General features: G+C 64.5%; 16 protein-coding genes and 1 pseudogene. 9 read left to right on the top strand and 8 right to left on the bottom strand.

All coding sequences use genetic code 11. The features are described from left to right. Positions 1 to 11: 11 nt before the first annotated feature. The gene (gene atpD / locus RA25_RS18840) at positions 12 to 1,436 is read left to right on the top strand and encodes a F0F1 ATP synthase subunit beta (protein WP_019298629.1); all 1,425 of its coding nucleotides are present in this window, start codon (positions 12 to 14) and stop codon (positions 1,434 to 1,436) included. A 56-nt stretch (positions 1,437 to 1,492) separates the two neighbouring features. Then, complete coding sequence (locus RA25_RS18835) at positions 1,493 to 1,906, top strand: F0F1 ATP synthase subunit epsilon (protein WP_019298630.1); 414 nt, start codon at positions 1,493 to 1,495, stop codon at positions 1,904 to 1,906. A gap of 196 nt (positions 1,907 to 2,102) precedes the next feature. Here RA25_RS18835 and RA25_RS18830 read toward each other — a convergent pair whose 3' ends face one another. Beyond that, a complete protein-coding gene (locus RA25_RS18830) occupies positions 2,103 to 2,618 on the bottom strand; it encodes a hypothetical protein (protein WP_152610568.1) in 516 nt (171 codons plus the stop codon). A gap of 229 nt (positions 2,619 to 2,847) precedes the next feature. On the opposite strand from RA25_RS18830, the gene RA25_RS18825 reads away from it, so the two are divergent. Together RA25_RS18825 and RA25_RS18820 are read left to right on the top strand one after the other, a co-directional pair. Continuing rightward, entirely contained in the window at positions 2,848 to 4,437 is a 1,590-nt protein-coding gene (locus RA25_RS18825; RefSeq protein ID WP_019298632.1) for a class I SAM-dependent methyltransferase, read from the top strand. A 115-nt stretch (positions 4,438 to 4,552) separates the two neighbouring features. After that, complete coding sequence (locus tag RA25_RS18820) at positions 4,553 to 5,770, top strand: PAS domain-containing protein (RefSeq protein ID WP_039174430.1); 1,218 nt, start codon at positions 4,553 to 4,555, stop codon at positions 5,768 to 5,770. 2 nt (positions 5,771 to 5,772) lie between these two features. Here the strand turns inward: RA25_RS18820 and RA25_RS18815 are convergent, their stop codons facing one another. Further along, on the bottom strand, positions 5,773 to 6,795 hold the full coding sequence (locus RA25_RS18815) for a GlxA family transcriptional regulator (protein ID WP_039174429.1): 1,023 nt from the start codon (positions 6,793 to 6,795) through the stop codon (positions 5,773 to 5,775). Positions 6,796 to 6,868: 73 nt separating this feature from the next. Then, positions 6,869 to 8,341 (bottom strand): annotated as a pseudogene (nhaC, locus tag RA25_RS18810) (Na+/H+ antiporter NhaC). A 324-nt stretch (positions 8,342 to 8,665) separates the two neighbouring features. On the opposite strand from nhaC, the gene RA25_RS18805 reads away from it, so the two are divergent. Continuing rightward, complete coding sequence (locus tag RA25_RS18805) at positions 8,666 to 9,016, top strand: H-type lectin domain-containing protein (protein WP_039150465.1); 351 nt, start codon at positions 8,666 to 8,668, stop codon at positions 9,014 to 9,016. Here RA25_RS18805 and RA25_RS18800 read toward each other — a convergent pair. Continuing rightward, a complete protein-coding gene (locus tag RA25_RS18800) occupies positions 9,013 to 9,414 on the bottom strand; it encodes a helix-turn-helix domain-containing protein (RefSeq protein ID WP_019298637.1) in 402 nt (133 codons plus the stop codon). The two genes, RA25_RS18805 and RA25_RS18800, sit on opposite strands and share 4 nt — an antisense overlap. Before the next feature lie 69 nt (positions 9,415 to 9,483). On the opposite strand from RA25_RS18800, the gene RA25_RS18795 reads away from it, so the two are divergent. After that, positions 9,484 to 10,677, top strand: coding sequence for an MFS transporter (locus RA25_RS18795; RefSeq protein ID WP_039174427.1), 1,194 nt, complete (start codon positions 9,484 to 9,486; stop codon positions 10,675 to 10,677). A gap of 53 nt (positions 10,678 to 10,730) precedes the next feature. On the opposite strand, the gene RA25_RS18790 is transcribed toward RA25_RS18795, so the two are convergent. Beyond that, a complete protein-coding gene (locus RA25_RS18790; protein WP_019298639.1) occupies positions 10,731 to 11,753 on the bottom strand; it encodes a ribose-phosphate pyrophosphokinase in 1,023 nt (340 codons plus the stop codon). Between the two features lie 172 nt (positions 11,754 to 11,925). Here RA25_RS18790 and RA25_RS18785 point away from each other — a divergent pair, with 172 nt between their 5' ends. Together RA25_RS18785 and RA25_RS18780 are read left to right on the top strand one after the other, a co-directional pair. Further along, a complete protein-coding gene (locus RA25_RS18785; protein ID WP_039174425.1) occupies positions 11,926 to 12,720 on the top strand; it encodes an alpha/beta fold hydrolase in 795 nt (264 codons plus the stop codon). A 67-nt stretch (positions 12,721 to 12,787) separates the two neighbouring features. Next, a complete protein-coding gene (locus tag RA25_RS18780) occupies positions 12,788 to 13,546 on the top strand; it encodes a nuclear transport factor 2 family protein (protein WP_039174424.1) in 759 nt (252 codons plus the stop codon). 13 nt (positions 13,547 to 13,559) lie between these two features. On the opposite strand, the gene RA25_RS18775 is transcribed toward RA25_RS18780, so the two are convergent. Next, positions 13,560 to 14,078 (bottom strand): c-type cytochrome, encoded by a 519-nt coding sequence (locus RA25_RS18775; RefSeq protein WP_039174423.1) that lies wholly within the window; start codon positions 14,076 to 14,078, stop codon positions 13,560 to 13,562. Continuing rightward, positions 14,065 to 15,348 (bottom strand): sulfite dehydrogenase, encoded by a 1,284-nt coding sequence (gene soxC, locus RA25_RS18770; protein ID WP_039174422.1) that lies wholly within the window; start codon positions 15,346 to 15,348, stop codon positions 14,065 to 14,067. Before soxC ends, RA25_RS18775 begins: the two co-directional genes overlap by 14 nt. Positions 15,349 to 15,537: 189 nt before the next feature. On the opposite strand from soxC, the gene RA25_RS18765 reads away from it, so the two are divergent. Next, positions 15,538 to 16,131, top strand: coding sequence for a 2-hydroxychromene-2-carboxylate isomerase (locus RA25_RS18765; protein WP_039150442.1), 594 nt, complete (start codon positions 15,538 to 15,540; stop codon positions 16,129 to 16,131). Positions 16,132 to 16,149: 18 nt separating this feature from the next. Here RA25_RS18765 and RA25_RS18760 read toward each other — a convergent pair whose 3' ends face one another. Then, the gene (locus RA25_RS18760; protein WP_019298645.1) at positions 16,150 to 17,184 is read right to left on the bottom strand and encodes a threonine aldolase family protein; all 1,035 of its coding nucleotides are present in this window, start codon (positions 17,182 to 17,184) and stop codon (positions 16,150 to 16,152) included. Positions 17,185 to 17,228: the final 44 nt, after the last annotated feature.

The following is a 17,228-nucleotide window of genomic DNA, read 5'->3' as shown; positions in this document are numbered from 1 at the left end:
GAGACCAACTAATGGCACAAGCAAAAGGCAAGGTGACCCAGATCATCGGCGCCGTTGTGGACGTCCAGTTTGACGACCACCTGCCCGCAATTCTGAACGCACTGAACACTGAGAACGACGGCAAGACCCTGGTTCTCGAAGTGGCTCAGCACCTCGGCGAAAACACCGTCCGCACCATCGCAATGGACGCAACCGAGGGCCTGGTCCGCGGTCAGGAAGTGACCGACACCGGCGCCCCGATCTCGATCCCGGTCGGCAACGCCACCCTGGGCCGCATCCTGAACGTCGTGGGCGAGCCCGTGGACGAAAAGGGCCCGGTCAACGCATCCGAGACCCGCGCCATCCACCAGCCGGCACCCGAGTTCAACGAACAGTCGACCGAGTCGGAAGTTCTGGTGACCGGCATCAAGGTGATCGACCTGCTGGCGCCTTACTCCAAAGGCGGCAAGATCGGCCTGTTCGGCGGCGCCGGCGTGGGCAAGACCGTTCTCATCATGGAACTGATCAACAACATCGCAAAAGTGCACTCGGGCTACTCCGTGTTCGCCGGTGTTGGCGAGCGGACCCGTGAAGGCAACGACCTGTACTGGGAAATGATCGAATCCAACGTGATCAAGCCGGACAACCTGGAAGAGTCCCAGGTGGCCCTGGTTTACGGTCAGATGAACGAACCTCCGGGAGCCCGTGCCCGTGTTGCGCTGACCGGCCTGACCCTGGCCGAACAGTTCCGCGACCAGTCCGGCACCGACGTTCTGTTCTTCGTGGACAACATCTTCCGCTTCACCCAGGCCGGTTCTGAGGTGTCCGCTCTGCTCGGCCGTATTCCTTCGGCTGTGGGCTACCAGCCGACCCTGGCAACCGACATGGGCGCGATGCAGGAACGCATCACCTCCACCAAGAACGGCTCGATCACCTCGATCCAGGCCGTCTACGTTCCCGCGGACGACCTTACCGACCCGGCACCGGCAACCACCTTTGCCCACCTGGACGCGACCACCGTTCTTAACCGTGCGATCTCCGAGCTCGGCATCTACCCCGCTGTGGACCCGCTCGATAGCTCGTCGCGCCTGATGGACCCGCAGATCGTTGGCGAGGAGCACTACGCAGTGGCTTCCGACGTTCAGCAAATCCTCCAGCGCTACAAGTCGCTGCAGGACATCATCGCGATCCTCGGCATGGACGAACTGTCGGAAGAGGACAAGCTGACCGTTGCGCGTGCGCGTAAGATCCAGCGTTTCCTGTCCCAGCCGTTCGACGTTGCGAAGGTCTTCACCGGCTCCGACGGTGTCCAGGTTTCCCTGGAAGACACCATCTCGTCGTTCAAGGCCGTTGTGGCTGGCGAATACGACCACCTGCCCGAAGGCGCCTTCTACATGGTTGGCGGCATCGACGAAGTGATCGCCAAAGCCGAGAAGATGGCTGCGGAAGCCGCCTAAGAACGGATTTTCCCCCGCGCCCTCGCGGTGCGGGGGGACCCTGAAAGGAGGCCCCAATGGCACAAACGATGCAATTCGACCTCGTGAGCCCCGAGCGGAGCCTGGCTTCGCTGCAGGCAAGCGCGGTTCAGATCCCCGGAGCCGAGGGTGACATGACGGCGATGCCTCAGCACGCGCCGACCATCACCACCCTGCGCCCCGGCGTGCTGAAGGTCGAAAGCCCCGAAGGCAATTCGGAGTATCTGGTGACCGGCGGTTTTGCCGAAATCGCAGGCGACAGCCTGTCGGTTCTGGCCGAACGCGCGATCCCGATGGCCGAGATGACCCGCGATCAGATGAACGATCTGATCGAGGAAGCCCGCGAGATGTACAAGACCGCGAAAGAGGAAGACCAGCCGCACGGTCTGGTCGAGGACGCAGCCAAGCTGCTCGCCGACATGGAAGCCCTGGGCACCCATATGTCCCTCTGATCCAGGCGCGGATTGGACGAATAAGAAGCCGGCTCCCAGTGGGGGCCGGTTTTTTGTTGGGCCGCCTAAGACGTTTTCCTGGGAGGGAAACGCCCAGGAAATCTGGCAATTTTTCTAGCCGGAGTTTTGCTGAAACTCCGGGCGGCAGACTGAAAACGGCACAATCAGCCGGGCATGGAGCCTGCCTTGCCAGGCATCAAAGCCTGCGCTCGATCCCGCGCATCAGGGTGAACGTCCGCCGCCAGAGTTTTTCATACTCCGGGACCGACCGGGTCCGGTAGAGTTCACTGGCCTGCTCGAATTTCCCCGCTTCCAGAAGGGTTGAGATTTCCTGCCCGGTTGCAATCGCGGTCTCAAACAGCGCGATTATTTCGGACATTTCCGACGCGGTTTGCTCATCCGTGCGGCCTCTGCGCAGCTGCGCCTTGATCCGGTTGAGGTTGAGCGGGATGACCTGTTTGGAAACGCCGGAGAACACGTCGATCTCAGAGCCGTCTTCATTGGCCGGGCGGGCCCAGCCACCGAGATGCGCAACAAGTGCCTTGGTTTGAAGGTGGTAGAGGTGACGGGAATCATGCTCGACCGCAACGATGGATTCATAGTCGGTGATCAGTTGTTCGGCCGGATCAGTGCCTGAACCGGCCTGAGCGGCGGCGCTTACCGAAGTGGCCATGACCATTGCGGCAGCGATTGCCAAAAGCATTTTCCTCATCAACTCCTCCCAGCAGGCTCCGGCCGAGTGTACCACAGGGCACCCGGCCTGTCCGAGCCGGCCCCGGATCTGCCCTTGAGACGGGCAGCGTATCCCGCCAGCAGGGATCCTTTTCCGCATTTCGCCACCGTCCCCGGCCGCTGTTCAAATCACCCAAGCCTTAACCCAATTCTCACCAAATTTTCCGAAATTGCCCTGAATGACGTTTACCTAACCAGCAGGATTCCCCGTGACCGATTGGACCTCCGGCTATGTCGCCGGCATCGACTACACCTTCGACTTCCACCGCCAGCTGACCCCAGCCTTGCTGGGCTTCACCGCAACCGCCCAGGGCCACCGGCACGGGCTGGACGGCGCAGGCCTCACCTATTGCGAGCTGGGCTGCGGCCAGGGGTTCTCAGCCAACCTGCTGGCTGCCGCCAACCCGCATATCGAATTTCACGCCATGGATTTCAGCCCCTCCCATATCGCAGGCGCCGTCGAGCTGGCGCAGGAGGCGGCGCTGGACAACATGTTCTTCCACGAGCGCAGCTTCGAGGATTTCGGCGATACCTCCGGCCTGCCTGCGTCCTTCGACATCATCGCGCTGCACGGGGTCTACAGCTGGGTGTCAGAGGAGAATCGCCAGCATATCCTGCGCTTCATTGCCGACCGGCTGAAACCGGGCGGCTTGGTCTATGTCAGCAGCAACACCCAGCCCGGCTGGGCCGCCGCGATGCCGCTGCGCCGGATCCTGGCCAGCCGGGCAGAGCAGGGCCGGGGCACCCTGCAAGACCGGATCAGGGAAGCGATGGCGTTTGGCCGCCAGCTGGCCGGTGCCGGTGGCGGTTATTTCGAACGGAACCCGGCGGTTGCTGCCCGCCTTGAGCATATGGCGTCGATGCCTGAAAACTATGTGGCGCATGAGTATTTCAACAAGGATTGGACCCCTTTCTTCTTCGAGGACCTTGCCGCCGAACTGGGCACCGCCAAGCTCAGCTTTGCAGGCTCCGTCAGCCTGATGGACAATCTCGACTGTGTCCGCTTCACGCCAGAACAACGCGCCCTGCTGGACAGCGAAAGCGACCCGGTCCGCCGCGAAGGCCTGCGCGATGTGCTGCTGAACGAGCACTTCCGCACCGATGTTTTTGTCAAAGGGCGGCTGGCGCATACCCCGCGCGGTGAAATCGGCGCCTGGTTTGCCACAACATTGGCCCTGACCCGCCCCTACAATGGCGGCGCGCTCAAATTCCACCACCGCAGTCAGGATGTGCCGCTGGCGCAGGCAGAATACGCGCCCGTGCTGCAGGCGCTCTCCCAAGGCCCGGCCACGGTGCGCAGCCTGCTGGATCAGGGCGCCTTCGGCACCATGGAGTGGGGCGCCATAACCCGGATGCTGACGGTGCTGGCCGGCACCGGCCAGATCGCCCCGGCCTTGCCGCAGGTGGGGCTGGAGCACCGCACCGCCGCTTGCCGCGCCTTCAACCTCGCGGTCTGCAAGCGGGCCGAGGAAAGCGATGCCCTGCGCTATCTCGCTTCACCCGTCACCGGCGGCGGGGTGGAACTGGACCGGTTCGAGCAGCTGTTTCTTCTTGCCCGCAGCGAGGGGCTGGAGACGCCCGCGGACTGGGCCGCCCTGGCCTGGCGCATTCTGGCGCCGCAGGGCCAGCGCCTGCAGCACGACGGACGGGTGCTGGAGACGGAGGAGGAAAACCTCGCCCTCCTGCGTGCCCGTGCGGGTAATTTCGCAGCCCGCCGCCTCCCGCTCTGCGAAAGCCTCGGGGTGACGCTGGAGGACAGCCGCCAGGCCCCGGCGCAGGCGCAGAACGCCGCGGCCTGAACCGTAGGAATGCAGGGGCGGGAAAACATGCGCCATCCGCCCCTCATTAGCATTTCGGCAAGCACTGGCCGGTAAACAGGACCGGTACAAGACAACCACTTACAGGAACCGAAACGTGTCCTTTGAAGACCGCGCGCTGGCTGCTCAATCCACGGGCCGGGAATCGGCCTTTGCCCTTGATGAAGTGTTCTTTTCCCGCACCGATCCCCGCGGTGTGATCCAGGCCGGCAATGCCGTGTTCAGCCGGGTCGCCAAATACCCGCTGGAAAAGCTGCTGGGGGCGCCGCACAAGGTGATCCGCCACCCGGACATGCCGCGCGCGGTGTTCCAGCTGTTGTGGGATACGATCAAGGGCGGCGAAACCGTTGGCGCCTATGTCAAGAACCGCGCCAGCGACGGCAGCTATTACTGGGTTTTTGCAGTGGTCACCCCTTGCGACGGCGGCTATCTCTCCGCCCGTATCAAACCGACCAGCCCGCTGCTCAAGACAGTGCAGCAGGAATACGCCGCCCTGCGCCAAGCCGAACAGGCAGAGGAGCTGAGCCCCGAGGACAGCGCTGCCCGGCTGCTGGCCCGCCTGCGCGAGCTGGGCTTTGCCACCTACAGCGACTTTGCCGGACACGCTTTGGCTGAGGAACTGCTGGCGCGTGATGCGGGCCTGAAACGCCCGCCTTGCGCACGTCTCGCCGAACGCCGCGCAATGCATTCCACCGCCGGGCAGCTGGTGGCGGAGACCGAGGCGCTGGTGCAGGAGTTTGAATCGATGCGCACCATCCCTCATAACCTGCGGGTCATTGCCTCGCGCATCGAACCGGCCGGCGGCCCGGTGACAGTGCTGTCCCAGAACTACAGCGCCATGTCGCGCGACATGTCGGACTGGTTTGAGGCCCACGTCTGGGGCAAGGACAGCAACTTCCGCGCAATCAAGGGTACGGTAACGGCGGCCATCTTTGTCGAGGGGCTGGCCCGCATACTTACCGAATGCGGCCATCAGTTGGAACAGGAAGACGGCAGCGCAGCGACCGACATCACCCGCGAGCAGGGCATTCTGAGCGACCTTACCGGTATCCAGTTCAGCAAGGCGCGGAGCAGCCTGCAGGACGTCCGCTTCGAGGCCGACCGCATCCAGAAGGCGTGCCAGACCCTGCACCGCCATTTCATGGCGCTGACCACAACCCGGGTGCTGTGCAAAATCGAATGCGCCCGGCTCGGCAATGTCGGCGAGACCCTGAACACCATCATCGACGAGCTGGGGCGCTTTCAGGACCGGATCTCGGCCCGGCTGGAAAAGATCAGCGAACTCAGCACCGCGCTGGCCAGTGACGAGGGCTGAGCCTACTCCTTGGCTGCCTTCTCTGCCCAGCTCTTGCGGAAGGACGAAGGCGACTGCCCGTACCGCTTCTTGAAGCGGATCGACAGCTGGGTCGCGCTGCTGAAGCCGGTGGCGGCGGATATTTCTGCCACCGTCATGTTGGTCTCATTCAGCAGCGCCAGTGCCCGGCCCACGCGCAGGTCGATATAGAACTGCACCGGTGAGGTACCGACATAACGCTGGAACAGCCGCTCCAGCTGGCGCCGCGAAATCTGCGCGTGCTCCGCCACCACTCCGACCTCCACCGGCTCCTCGATGGTGTCGTGCATGAACTGCATGGCGTTGATCAGATGCTGGTTGCGGCTGCTCAGCGCTACCGAATAGGCCGACTTCTGCAGCGCCTCGCGGTTGTTGGACCGGAAGTGGATGCACATGTCAGAGACAATCACCGCCAGATCCTTGCTGTGGTCGGTCTCGATCATCTCCAGCATCATATCGGTGGCCGCATTGCCGCCGCCGCAGGTCATCAGCCCTCGGTCGATCTCATATAGGTTCGACGTCGGCTCAAGCCCCGGGAAATATTCGGAAAACGACGGCTGGTTCTCCCAATGCAGGGTAAAGCGCTGCCCCTGCAAAAGCCCGGCCTGGGCCAAAGCAAAAGCCCCGGTGCAAATGCCGCCAAAGCGGCTGCCATGGGCATTCTGCCGCCGCATCCAGGACAGCACCTTGGGGCTGGCGCTTTCTGAGGGTTCAATGCCCGCACAGACAAACCCGAAACTGCCCCGCGGCAGGTCTTCCAGCGCCATGTCGGTGTTGATACCGATCCCGTTGGAGCAGGGCACCGGTGCGCCGTCCTCGCTCAGCAGGAACCAGCGGTACAGCTCCTTGCCGGTGACCTGATTGGCGATCCGCAACGGCTCCACCGCAGCGCTGAAGGCCAGCATGGTCAGCTTCGGCAGAAGCACAAAGTAGATGTCTTTGGGCGGCCCGTCGTAATCGACCCGGAAACTGGCCGCACCCTTCGGGACAAAGCTGCGGAGTGTCATATCGCTAACCTAACAGATGGGACGTTCACAGTGAAACGCGCGCCGGAGGGGAGGCTCCGGCGCGCAGGGGGGATCAGGCGGTCAGTTCCTGCACCGGCTCGCCGCTGTCCTCCCAGGCCGCGACCTCTTCGTCGCTTGCCTTGGGCGAGAACAGCCCGGTCATCGCATAGAAGATGCCGATGAGCGGCGACAGCCAGCAGGCAAAGGCCAGCGGGATGTACAGCAGGTTCTCGAAGTTGCCATCGGCGATCCCCAGCGCCAGAGCCGAGATCACAAAGGCGCCGCCCGCGTTCCAGGGGATCAGCGGCGACACCAGCGTGCCGCCTTCCTCGATGGCGCGCGACAGGTTCAGCGGCGAGTACTTCATGCCGCGGTAAACCGGCGCTTACATCCGGCCCGGCAGGGCAATGGAAAGATACGGATCGCCCGCCACGGTGTTGGTCGCAACCGAGGTCAGAATGGCGGAGGTCTGGATGCCGGCAAAACTCTTCACCCGGGCAATGATCACCTCGATGATCGCCTGCAGACAGCCGGTCCGCTCCAGCGCGCCGCCGAACCCCAGCGCCAGCAGCACCAGCGAGATGGTCCACATCATCGACTGGATGCCGCCGCGGTTCAGCAGCGGGTCGATCTCGGCCACGCCGGTGTCGATGGAATAGCCGCTGTTGGCGAACGTAAATGTCTCATGCAGGCCCGCGCCCTGGCACACCATCGCCATGATGCCGCCGACAACAGCACCGGCAAACAGCGACGGGATCGGCGGCTGTTTCTTCACCGCCAGCACGATGACCAGAAGCGCCGGCAGCAGCATCAGCGGCGAGATCCAGAACGCGTTGTCCAGCGCCGCGGTGATCGCGTCAATCCGCTCAAACGACACTTGCGAGGTGTCGATCAGGGTGAATCCCACCACCAGGTAGATCGCCAGCGCAATCAGCATCGACGGCACGGTGGTCGGCAGCATGTTGCGGATGTGATCGAACAGATTGGTGCCGGTCACGGCCGGGGCCAGGTTTGTGGTGTCCGACAGGGGGGAGATCTTGTCGCCGAAGAACGCGCCGGAAACCACCGCGCCCGCGGTCCAGTACATCGGAATGCCAAAGCCCGCGCCGATCCCCATCAGCGCCAGGCCGACGGTGCCGACGGTGCCCCATGAGGTGCCCAGCGATACCGACACGATGGAGCACAGCACCATGCCCGCAGCCAGGAACAGCTCCGGCGACAGGATTTTCAGTCCGTAATAGATCAGCGTCGGCACGGTGCCGCTGGCAATCCAGATGCCGACAATCATGCCGACGGTGATCAGGATAGACACCGACGGCAGCGAGATGTTGATGACGTGGAACACGCCCTCTTCGATATTGTCCCACTTGTGGCCCAGCTTCAGGCCGACCAGCGCGGTGATGGCGATGCCGATCGCCAGCGGGATATGCGGGGTGAAATCCCCGAAGTAGAACAGCTGGATGCCCAGTACCAGCAAGGTCAGCAGGATCGGCAGCAGCGCCAGTCCGAGACCGGGTTTGGCAATATTCGGATCAGATGGTGACACGGGGTTTCTCCTCCCTTTGGTCAAAACGCCTGACTTTGGCGGATGCAGATACACACCAGAGATCGCCGCCGCGGACTCGATGCCAGCGCGCCGGAATCCACAGATATTGCGACATTCGGGAAGAATGGCCTCTTTCGGGGATTTTCGGATGATAGGAGGGAATATTCCCCTCATGGCACGCCGGGCCAATGCGCCAGGAAGGGGGGCAGCCCTGGCCTCAGCACTGCAAGAAAGGCCATAGGCAGCGCGGCTTTTCGGCTGGTTTCTGGATTATACCGCTGTATGACTTACTCTGAGAAACGGGCTAACGGCTTGGGAACCGGAATGAAACGACTGCGCAATCCCCGCACCGGCGTCGAACAGGGCGATGTCACCGTGTTCTCGGATTTCGAGGATGGCGGCGAGATGTGGACCGGCACCGGCCCGCGGGTGCGGCGCCGGGCGGTGGAGTTCACCGCTGCCTTTGCCAGCCCGCCCGCAGTGCATGTGTCTGTGTCGCTCTGGGATATGGACACCTCCGCCGCGATCCGCGCGGAACTGGTGGCGGAAAACATCACTTGCCAGGGCTTTGATATCGTCTTCCGCACCTGGGCCGACAGCCGCGCCGCCCGCCTGCGCGCCGCCTGGCTGGCGATCGGCGAACTGCCCCACGCTGATGACTGGGACGTCGACTAAACCTCCGCCGTGATGGACCCGGCCCGCAGCAGCTTTCGAAATTTCGGGCACTCCAGATGGCTTGGCGCCGGGCAGTCCGCCACATGGCGCAGCGCGTCCTTCAGCACCGTCAGCTCGCGGATCTGCGCCTCCAGCGCATCGGCGCGGGCGTGCAGCTGGTCCCGCGGCAGATCGGGCTGGCCGTCCTTGCCGAACATGCCTGCAATCTCCTGCAGCGAAAACCCTGCCGCCTTGCCCAAGGTAATCAGCGACAGTTGCAACAGGACCTCCGGTCCGAACTGCCGCCTGAGTCCCTTGCGCCCCGCGGAGGTGATCAGCCCGATCTCCTCGTAATACCGCAGGGCAGAGGGCGCCACGCCAGAGCGTTCCGCGACCTCGCCGATATCCAGAAGTTTCATCCTTGACCTCAAGTTGACTTTAATTTGCAGGCTGCCAGCCTTGCACGGATTGAACAAGGAAAATCCCTGATGACGAGCAACAATCAAAGCCTCTGGCGGCATCCCCAGGCCATTGCGCTGCTGATGGCCGCCAGCCTTACAGTGATGGCCAACGCCACCATCAGCCCGGCGCTGGCAGGGCTGGAGCAGGAATTTGCGGAGGTGCCCGATGCAGGCTTCCTGGTACGCCTTCTGGTCACCGTGCCCTCGCTCGGGGTGATGCTGACCGCGCCGCTGGCGGGCTGGCTCACCGACCGCAAGGGGCGGCGGCCCGTGCTGCTGGCGGGGGTCTGGCTGTTCCTCCTGTGCGGCACCGCGGGGTATTACCTGCCGGACCTGCACCTGATGCTCATCAGCCGCTTTGGCCTTGGCATTGCCGTCGGGCTGATCATGACCGCGCAGACCGCGCTGATCGGCGACTATTTCACCGGTGCCAGCCGCCAGGCCCTGACCGGCCTGCAGATTTCGGCCCGCAACTTCGGCGGGCTGGTTTTCATCGGCACCGCAGGGCTGGCCGCCACCCTGTCACCGCGGCTGCCGTTCCTGATCTACGGGCTGGCCGTCTTGTGCCTTTACACCGTCTGGCGCCACGCCCCGGAATCCCGGCGCAGCACCGGCGGGGCAGGGCAGGCAGAAACACCGGGCCACCCGTCGTGGCTGCTGCTGGTCATTGCCATCTCTGCCCTGCAGATGCTGACCAATGGCCTCTTTTTCATGATGCCGACCCAGCTGCCGTTCTTCTTTGCGTCCCAGGGCCTCAACAGCGCGCTGATGACCGGGGCCGGGCTGGGCCTGTTGTCGCTTTGCGGCGGTATCGCCGCGCTGTTCTACGGCCGGCTCAAAGCCCGTTTGCCGCATGCTGCAATCTTTGCGCTCGGCTACGGCGCGCTGGCGCTGGGCTTTGCGGTGCTGGCCCAGCAAGGAAGCGCGGCGCTGTCCCTGGCAGGCGCCATGGTTGTCGGCATCGGTTACGCCACGGTCTCCCCCGGTTTTGTTGCCATTACGCTGGCGCTTGCCCCCTCGGGACGGCGCGGCACGGCAGGCGCAATCCTCACGGCTTCGGTGTTCTGCGGCCAGTTCCTGTCGCCCTTTGCCAGCACGCCGGCCATCACACAGTGGGGATATGTCGGCGCTTTCGGTGCTGCCGCAGCCCTGCTGGCGCTGGTGGCGGCAACAGCCGCCGCCGCGACCGTCTTAGCCGGCCGCCACCGTGCGAGAGCCTGAAAAGCAAAAAGCCCCGCAACCGCGGGGCTTTCCAATTCGATTTAACAGCCGCCTCAGCCGCCGTTGGAATAAAGGCTCTCGTAGATCGGCACCAGCGTCTTGTCCTCGAACAGCGAGGACACGGAGGTGCCGTGCCAGATGTTCAGGATCGCCTGAGTAAACAGCGGCGCGGTCGGCACGATGCGGATGTTGGGCGCGTTCTTTACCGCCTCGGTCGGCTGGATCGTGTCGGTCAGCACCAGCGACTTCATCACCGAATTGCTGACGCGCTCCACCGCCGGGCCGCTCATCACGCCGTGGGTGATATAGGCGTGCACTTCCTTGGCGCCGTTGTCCAGCAGCACCTGGGCTGCCTTGCACAGGGTGCCGGCAGTATCGCACATGTCATCGACGATCAGGCAGATCTTGTCCTTCACGTCGCCGATCACGGTCATCTCCGCCACTTCACCGGCCTTCTCGCGGCGTTTGTCGACGATCGACAGCGGTGCGCTGATGCGCTTGGCCAGCTCACGGGCGCGGGCCACGCCGCCCACATCCGGCGACACCACCATCAACTCATCCATCTGGCCTTTGAACTGGTCCTTCACGTCCAGCGCAAAGATCGGCGAGGCATAAAGGTTGTCCACCGGAATATCAAAGAAGCCCTGGATCTGGGCCGCGTGCAGGTCCATGGTCAGAACCCGCTCGATGCCGGCGCCGGTCAGCATGTTGGCGACCAGCTTGGCCGAGATCGGCGTGCGCGCCTTGGTGCGGCGGTCCTGGCGGGCATAGCCGAAGTAGGGGATCACCGCGGTGATGCGCTGGGCTGAGGAGCGGCGCAGCGCGTCGGCGATGATCAAGAGCTCCATCAGATTGTCATTGGCCGGGTTTGAGGTCGGCTGGATGATGAACATGTCCTCGCCGCGGACGTTCTCATAAACTTCGACGAAGATCTCGCCGTCGTTGAACCGCTCGACGCGGGCGTCCACCAGCCCCTGGTCGACACCGCGGTGCAGGCTCATGCGGCGGGTAATGGCTTGGGCAAGAGGAAGGTTGGCGTTCCCAGCAATCAGCTTGGGTTCGTTCAAGGTCGGCATTGGCTGTGATCCCCAGGCAGCAATGGCAATGTGTCAGATTCGTGATATTGAACCCCGCTTATCATGCACTTACCCTCGCGCAAAGTTCTAAGCGGGAGAAACAGCTTTTGGTGGCACGCAGGCGCAGCCCTACAACCCCTCGTCAAAACCCGCATCGTGAAGGGCCGGCTGCATGAGCCGCGCCCCGCAGGTGTTCCATCGCAGCTTCGGTCAGGGGCCTCGGTCTGTTCTGGCGGTGCATTGCTCGCTGGCCCATTCCGGCGCCTGGCGCGGCGTGGCAGAGCAAATGGCAGAGGAGGTCACCCTCACCGGTTTCGACATGCTCAGCCATGGCCGCAGCCCGGACTGGGACGGGCAGGGCAACTACCAGCTCTTGAACATGCAGGCAGGGCTTTCGCTGCTGACGGTTCCCGTGGACCTCGTCGGCCACTCCTTCGGCGCCACCGTGGCATTGCGGATGGCGATGGCCAGGCCGGATCTGGTGCGCAGCCTCACCCTGATCGAGCCGGTGCTGTTTGCCGCCGCGCAGGCCGAGGATCCCGCCGCCTTTGCCGCTTTGGAAAAGGCCAGCCAGCCGGCCGAAGCCGCCTGGGAAGCGGGAGACCGGGAACTCACCACCCGTCTGTTCAACCGCATGTGGGGGATCGGAGAGGTGAAATGGCCCGACCTGCCAGCCCCCGCCCGTGCGGCAATGCTGCGCGCCATGCCAGTGGTGATGGCCAGCCGCGCGGTGCTGCATGAGGACGCAAACGGCACCCTGGCCCCCGGCGCACTGGCTCCCGTGACGATGCCGGTGCAGATTCTGACCGGCGCGGACAGCCCGCCGGTGATCCCCGCCATCGCCCGCAGCCTTTGCCGACGCCTGAACGCCGCGCACACCGCGGTGCCGGGCGCGGGCCACATGCTGCCACTCACCCACCCGGCACAGACCGTAGCGTTGCTGCGCAGCTTCTGGCACCTGCACTGACCCTTTGCACCACTGCGATGGACGGGGCAGGATAAGCACCACCGCCTGCAGCGAGGAGACGGCACAGATGGCATCGAAGAAAGACCTGCTGAAAACCCTCCTCAAAGGCTTGGAGACCGGCGACCCGGCCTCTGCCGCCGTCGTGAACGAGGCGAAATACATCCAGCACAACCCGCAGACCCACGAGGGCAGCGAGGGGCTGGCGGAGCTGTTTGCCCGCCTCGCCAAGACCTCGCCCCGCGTCACCTTCAAACGGGTGTTTGAGGATGGCGATTTCGCCTTTGCCCATATCGAATACGATTTCTCCTCCTTGCGCGCGGCGTTCGAAGTGTTCCGCTTCGAGGACGGGCAGGCGGTGGAGCATTGGGATAACATCCAGCCTTTGCGCGGCCCCAACCCCTCCGGACGCGGGATGCAGGACGGCGCCACGGAGATCACGGACCTGGACAAGACCGAAAAGAACCGCACCCTGGCCCGCAGCTATACCGAGCAGGTGCTGATCCGGCGGCAGCTGGACCAGCGGCCGGACTATGTCCACGCGGACCTCATCCAGCACAACCCGGATCTGACCGACGGCCTGCCCGCCCTGCGCGAAGCGCTGTCAGCCACAGAAAACAGCACGCTCGCAATCCAGTACGAGTACCTCCACCGGGTGCTGGCAGAGGGCAATTTCGTCCTCTGCGCCTGCGAGGGGCAGCGGGGCGGCATCCACACCAGCTTCTACGATCTCTACCGCATCGAGGACGGTCGGATCGCCGAGCACTGGGACACGATCGAGGCCATCCCCCCGCGCAGCGAGTGGAAGAACGACAACGGCAAGTTCTAAGCCCGGCCCGTCCTCACCAGGGTTTCGCGCCCTGCTTGGCCCAGACGTCGGTGAAGTTGCCGTGGTTCGGCATCTTCACTGCGGGCAGGGTCTCTGCCGTCATCGCGGTGTCCGCATCAATCACCCCGTTGCGCTCCAGGATGAAGGCCGCCAGCGCATAGGTCTCGTCATCGCTCAGCGACTTCGGCGCCTCCAGCGGCATCGCCCGGCGGATGTAATCAAACAGCGTGGTGGCATAGGGCCAGTAGCTGCCTGCGGGCTTGGCCCAGACATCATTGGGGCCAACCGGCGGCATCACCGGGCCCTCGCTGCCGGTTGCGCCATGGCAGGTGGCACATTTTGCGGCATAGATCTCCGCGCCTTGCGCTGCAGTGCCGCTGCCTTCGGGCAGGCCGGTGCCATCGGGTTTCACATAGGTGGCATAAAACGGGATATCCGCGGCCTCCAGCGGCTGCCCCAGCCCCGGCCCTTCGGCGCGGGCGGCAGCGGCGGTCAGCAGCAGGGCGGTGGTGGCGAGTTTAAAGATAGACATTCTGAACCGCTCCTTCTGCCGTGACCTGCCAGGGCTGGATGGCGTTGTAATGCAGGAAATTCGAGGCGTGATAGCGCGCCTTCCAGTCAGCGCGCGCAGGCTGCACCGCGCCGGTCTCGTCGGTGGCGCGGCTCATCAGCACCAGGGGCGATCCGTCCCAGTGCCAGGGCAGGCTGAAGCGTGTCAGCGCCTGCGGCAGCACCGGCCCGGCCAGCGCCGCCTCGGCCCAGCTGGTGCCGCCATCGGCTGACACCTCGACCTTGGCGACCTTGCCCGCGCCGGTCCAGGCCAGCCCGGAAATCTCGTAAAATCCCGGCCCGCTCATCGTCATGGTGGAGGACGGATGGGTGATGAACGACTTCACCCCCATCGCAAAGGTGAACTGGACCGAGGAGCCATCGGCCAGGATCTCGGTATATTCGCCCGATTCATCCTTGGTATGCACTGGCTCCTCCGTCACCCACAGGCTCGTCAGCCACTTGATGTTCATATTGCCCTCGAACCCGGGCAGCAGCAGCCGCATCGGATAGCCCTGCTCGGGCCGGATCCGCTCGCCGTTCTGGTACAGCGCCAGCATCCCGTCGCTCATCACCTTCTCCATCGGGATCGACCGCGCCAGGCTCGGCCCGTCAGCGCCCGCGGCAACCACCCATTTGCCCTCTGGCTTGACGCCGGCTTCCTCCATCAGAATGCGCATCGGGATGCCGGCCCATTCGGTGTTCGACACCAGCCCATGCAGCATGTCGCAGCCCGCCTGCATCGGCTCCGGCATGATGGCGTTGAACAGGCTGTTGCCGGCGCATTCCAGGAAGTGCGTCGCCGTCACCATCGGATAACGCTCCAGCGCGTCCAGGGTGAACTGCAGCGGGTAATCCACCAGCCCATGGATCATCAGATGGTGGCGGGCCGGGTCGATGTCGGGCCGGCCGCCGTGATGCACCTCGTAATGCAGCCCGCTGGGGGTGATGGTGCCGCGCAACTTGTGGTGCGGCGTGCCCGACAGGCTGAAGGCCGGCGCCACGTCCTGCCAGGGTTCGATGATGGCGCGCTGCACCGCAGATTCCGCCGCCGCCGGCGCGCCATAACCGCGCGCCCTTGCGCCTGCGGCCTTGGTCCATTCCGGGATTTCCGCCTCTGCCCGCGCCACGCGCGGCTGCAGCAGCCCCGCGGCCGTCCCCGCAGCGGCTGAAGCCAACAGCGTCCGGCGGCTCAGCAGCCCGCCGCCCGCGGCATAGTCCAGCGCCGCGCCGTCAATGGTGGATCGTGTCATTTGAATGTCCCCTCCCTTGCTGGCAAATTCTGCTCGCTCAGGGCCCCAGGACGCGGGTCTTGCCACCCGCTGCTTTCGTTACTCTACCATAAAACAGCCCGCGGCAGCAGGGGCGGCGGCAGGGGGAGAGTGGATAAACCGCGCCCCGCTGCTAATCTCTACCGCAGCACTGACTGACAGGAGGCCCCCATGCCCGGACTGGATTTCTGGTATTCGATCGGCAGCACCTACAGCTACCTAACAGTGATGCGGATCGGTGACGCCGCGGCGCAGGCGGGCATTCCGGTCCGCTGGCGCCCCTTCAACGTGCGCCATGTGATGACGGTGCAGAACAACATCCCGTTCAAGGATAAGCCGGAAAAGACCGCCTATATGTGGCGCGACATCGAACGCCGCGCCGGGCGCTACGGCCTCCACGTGCGGCTGCCTGCGCCGTACCCGTTGCCGGAACTGGTGCTGGCCAACCAGGTGGCGGCGCTGGGCGCGGCAGAGGGCTGGGGCGAGGCCTATACTCAGGCCGCTTACCGCTGCTGGTTCGAAGCCGGCCAGCCCGCGGGCGAGGACCCGAACCTCTCCGCTAGCCTCCAGGCCGCGGGCCAGGACCCGGGCAGGGTGCTGGCTGAGGCGGTGTCGGACAAGACCGTCAAGATGCTGGCGGATGCAACGGAGGAGGCGATGGCGCTGGGCATCTTTGGCGCCCCCAGCTTCGTTGTGGCGGGGGAGGTTTTCTGGGGTGACGACCGGCTGGAGGACGCGCTGCTCTGGGCGCAGGGCAAGCGCTGACCGCAGCCCTGCTTGCGGTCAGAGTAGCGACAGGAACGCCCGGATGTCCTCCTCCGGCACCGACCAGTCGCAGACAAACCGGGCCGTGACCATCTCGTTCTCCGGCCCCTGCAGCAGCCCGTCCCAAAGGTGATAAATGGCGCCGGCGGCGAACAGCTCCTGATGCTTGCGGCGGGGCAGGGCGGCAAAGATCATATTGGCCTGCGCCGGGTGGGTGAAATGCGCGCCCGCCGCCTTCAGTCCCTCGGCCAGCAGCGCGGTTTTCGCATTGGCAGCGCGGGCGTTCTCCAGCCACAGATCGTCGCTCAGATAGGCCAGCATCTGCGCTGACAGGTAACGGTGCTTGGAAAACAGATGCGCACCGCGCTTGCGCCGGTACTCGAACTCCTGCGCGTGGCGGGGATCAAAGAAGATCACCGCCTCTACCCCCATGCAGCCGTTCTTGGTGCCGCCGAAGGACACCGCATCGACGCCCGCTTTCCAGGTCATCTCCGCAGGCGTGCAGCCCAGCGACACCAGCGCATTGGTAAACCGGGCGCCATCCATATGCACCGGCAGCCCGTATTCCTTGGCTGCACCGCAGACCGCCTGCAGCTCCTGCAGGCTGTAGACGGTGCCGAACTCAGTGACCTGCGTCAGCGACACCGGCCCCCGCTGCGGCCCGTGCACGCCGCGGGTCTCCTCGCCCTCGATGGCGGCGCGCAGCCCTTCGGAGGTCATCTTGTCCGCCTCCGTCACCAGCGTCAGCTTGGCGCCTCCGCTGTAAAACTCCGGCGCGTTGCATTCATCCATGTTGATATGGGCGGGCTTGGTGCAGAACACCGTCTGCCAGGGCTGCGCCAGGGTGGACAGCGCCAGCACATTGGCCGCGGTGCCGGTGGCCACCAGATAGACGGCCGCCTCAGGTGCCTCGAAAATCTCCCGGATCCGCTCCGTCACCTCTGCCATCTCAGCGTCAGAGCCATAGCCCATGGCATAGCCCTGGTTGGCCCGCGCCAGCGCGTCGAGGATCTGCTGCGGCACCGGGCCGGAGTTGTCGGAGGCGAAATGCATCAGCGAAGTCCCTTGTCTGCCAGAAGTATTGCCTAGCAGTAGGC

Origin of the sequence: Leisingera sp. ANG-S5 (genome assembly GCF_000813925.1) — a bacterium.
Classification (GTDB): Bacteria; Pseudomonadota; Alphaproteobacteria; order Rhodobacterales; family Rhodobacteraceae; genus Leisingera.
This window is presented reverse-complemented; position numbering and strand designations above follow the sequence as displayed.

Coding starts and splice junctions, on each gene's coding strand:
- atpD (WP_019298629.1), top strand. CDS start 12: ATGGCACAAGCAAAAGGCAAGGTGACCCAGATCATCGGCGCCGTTGTG.
- RA25_RS18835 (WP_019298630.1), top strand. CDS start 1,493: ATGGCACAAACGATGCAATTCGACCTCGTGAGCCCCGAGCGGAGCCTG.
- RA25_RS18830 (WP_152610568.1), bottom strand. CDS start 2,618: ATGAGGAAAATGCTTTTGGCAATCGCTGCCGCAATGGTCATGGCCACT.
- RA25_RS18815 (WP_039174429.1), bottom strand. CDS start 6,795: ATGACACTCCGCAGCTTTGTCCCGAAGGGTGCGGCCAGTTTCCGGGTC.
- RA25_RS18805 (WP_039150465.1), top strand. CDS start 8,666: ATGAAACGACTGCGCAATCCCCGCACCGGCGTCGAACAGGGCGATGTC.
- RA25_RS18800 (WP_019298637.1), bottom strand. CDS start 9,414: ATGAAACTTCTGGATATCGGCGAGGTCGCGGAACGCTCTGGCGTGGCG.
- RA25_RS18795 (WP_039174427.1), top strand. CDS start 9,484: ATGACGAGCAACAATCAAAGCCTCTGGCGGCATCCCCAGGCCATTGCG.
- RA25_RS18790 (WP_019298639.1), bottom strand. CDS start 11,753: ATGCCGACCTTGAACGAACCCAAGCTGATTGCTGGGAACGCCAACCTT.
- RA25_RS18785 (WP_039174425.1), top strand. CDS start 11,926: ATGAGCCGCGCCCCGCAGGTGTTCCATCGCAGCTTCGGTCAGGGGCCT.
- RA25_RS18780 (WP_039174424.1), top strand. CDS start 12,788: ATGGCATCGAAGAAAGACCTGCTGAAAACCCTCCTCAAAGGCTTGGAG.
- RA25_RS18775 (WP_039174423.1), bottom strand. CDS start 14,078: ATGTCTATCTTTAAACTCGCCACCACCGCCCTGCTGCTGACCGCCGCT.
- soxC (WP_039174422.1), bottom strand. CDS start 15,348: ATGACACGATCCACCATTGACGGCGCGGCGCTGGACTATGCCGCGGGC.
- RA25_RS18765 (WP_039150442.1), top strand. CDS start 15,538: ATGCCCGGACTGGATTTCTGGTATTCGATCGGCAGCACCTACAGCTAC.
- RA25_RS18760 (WP_019298645.1), bottom strand. CDS start 17,184: ATGCATTTCGCCTCCGACAACTCCGGCCCGGTGCCGCAGCAGATCCTC.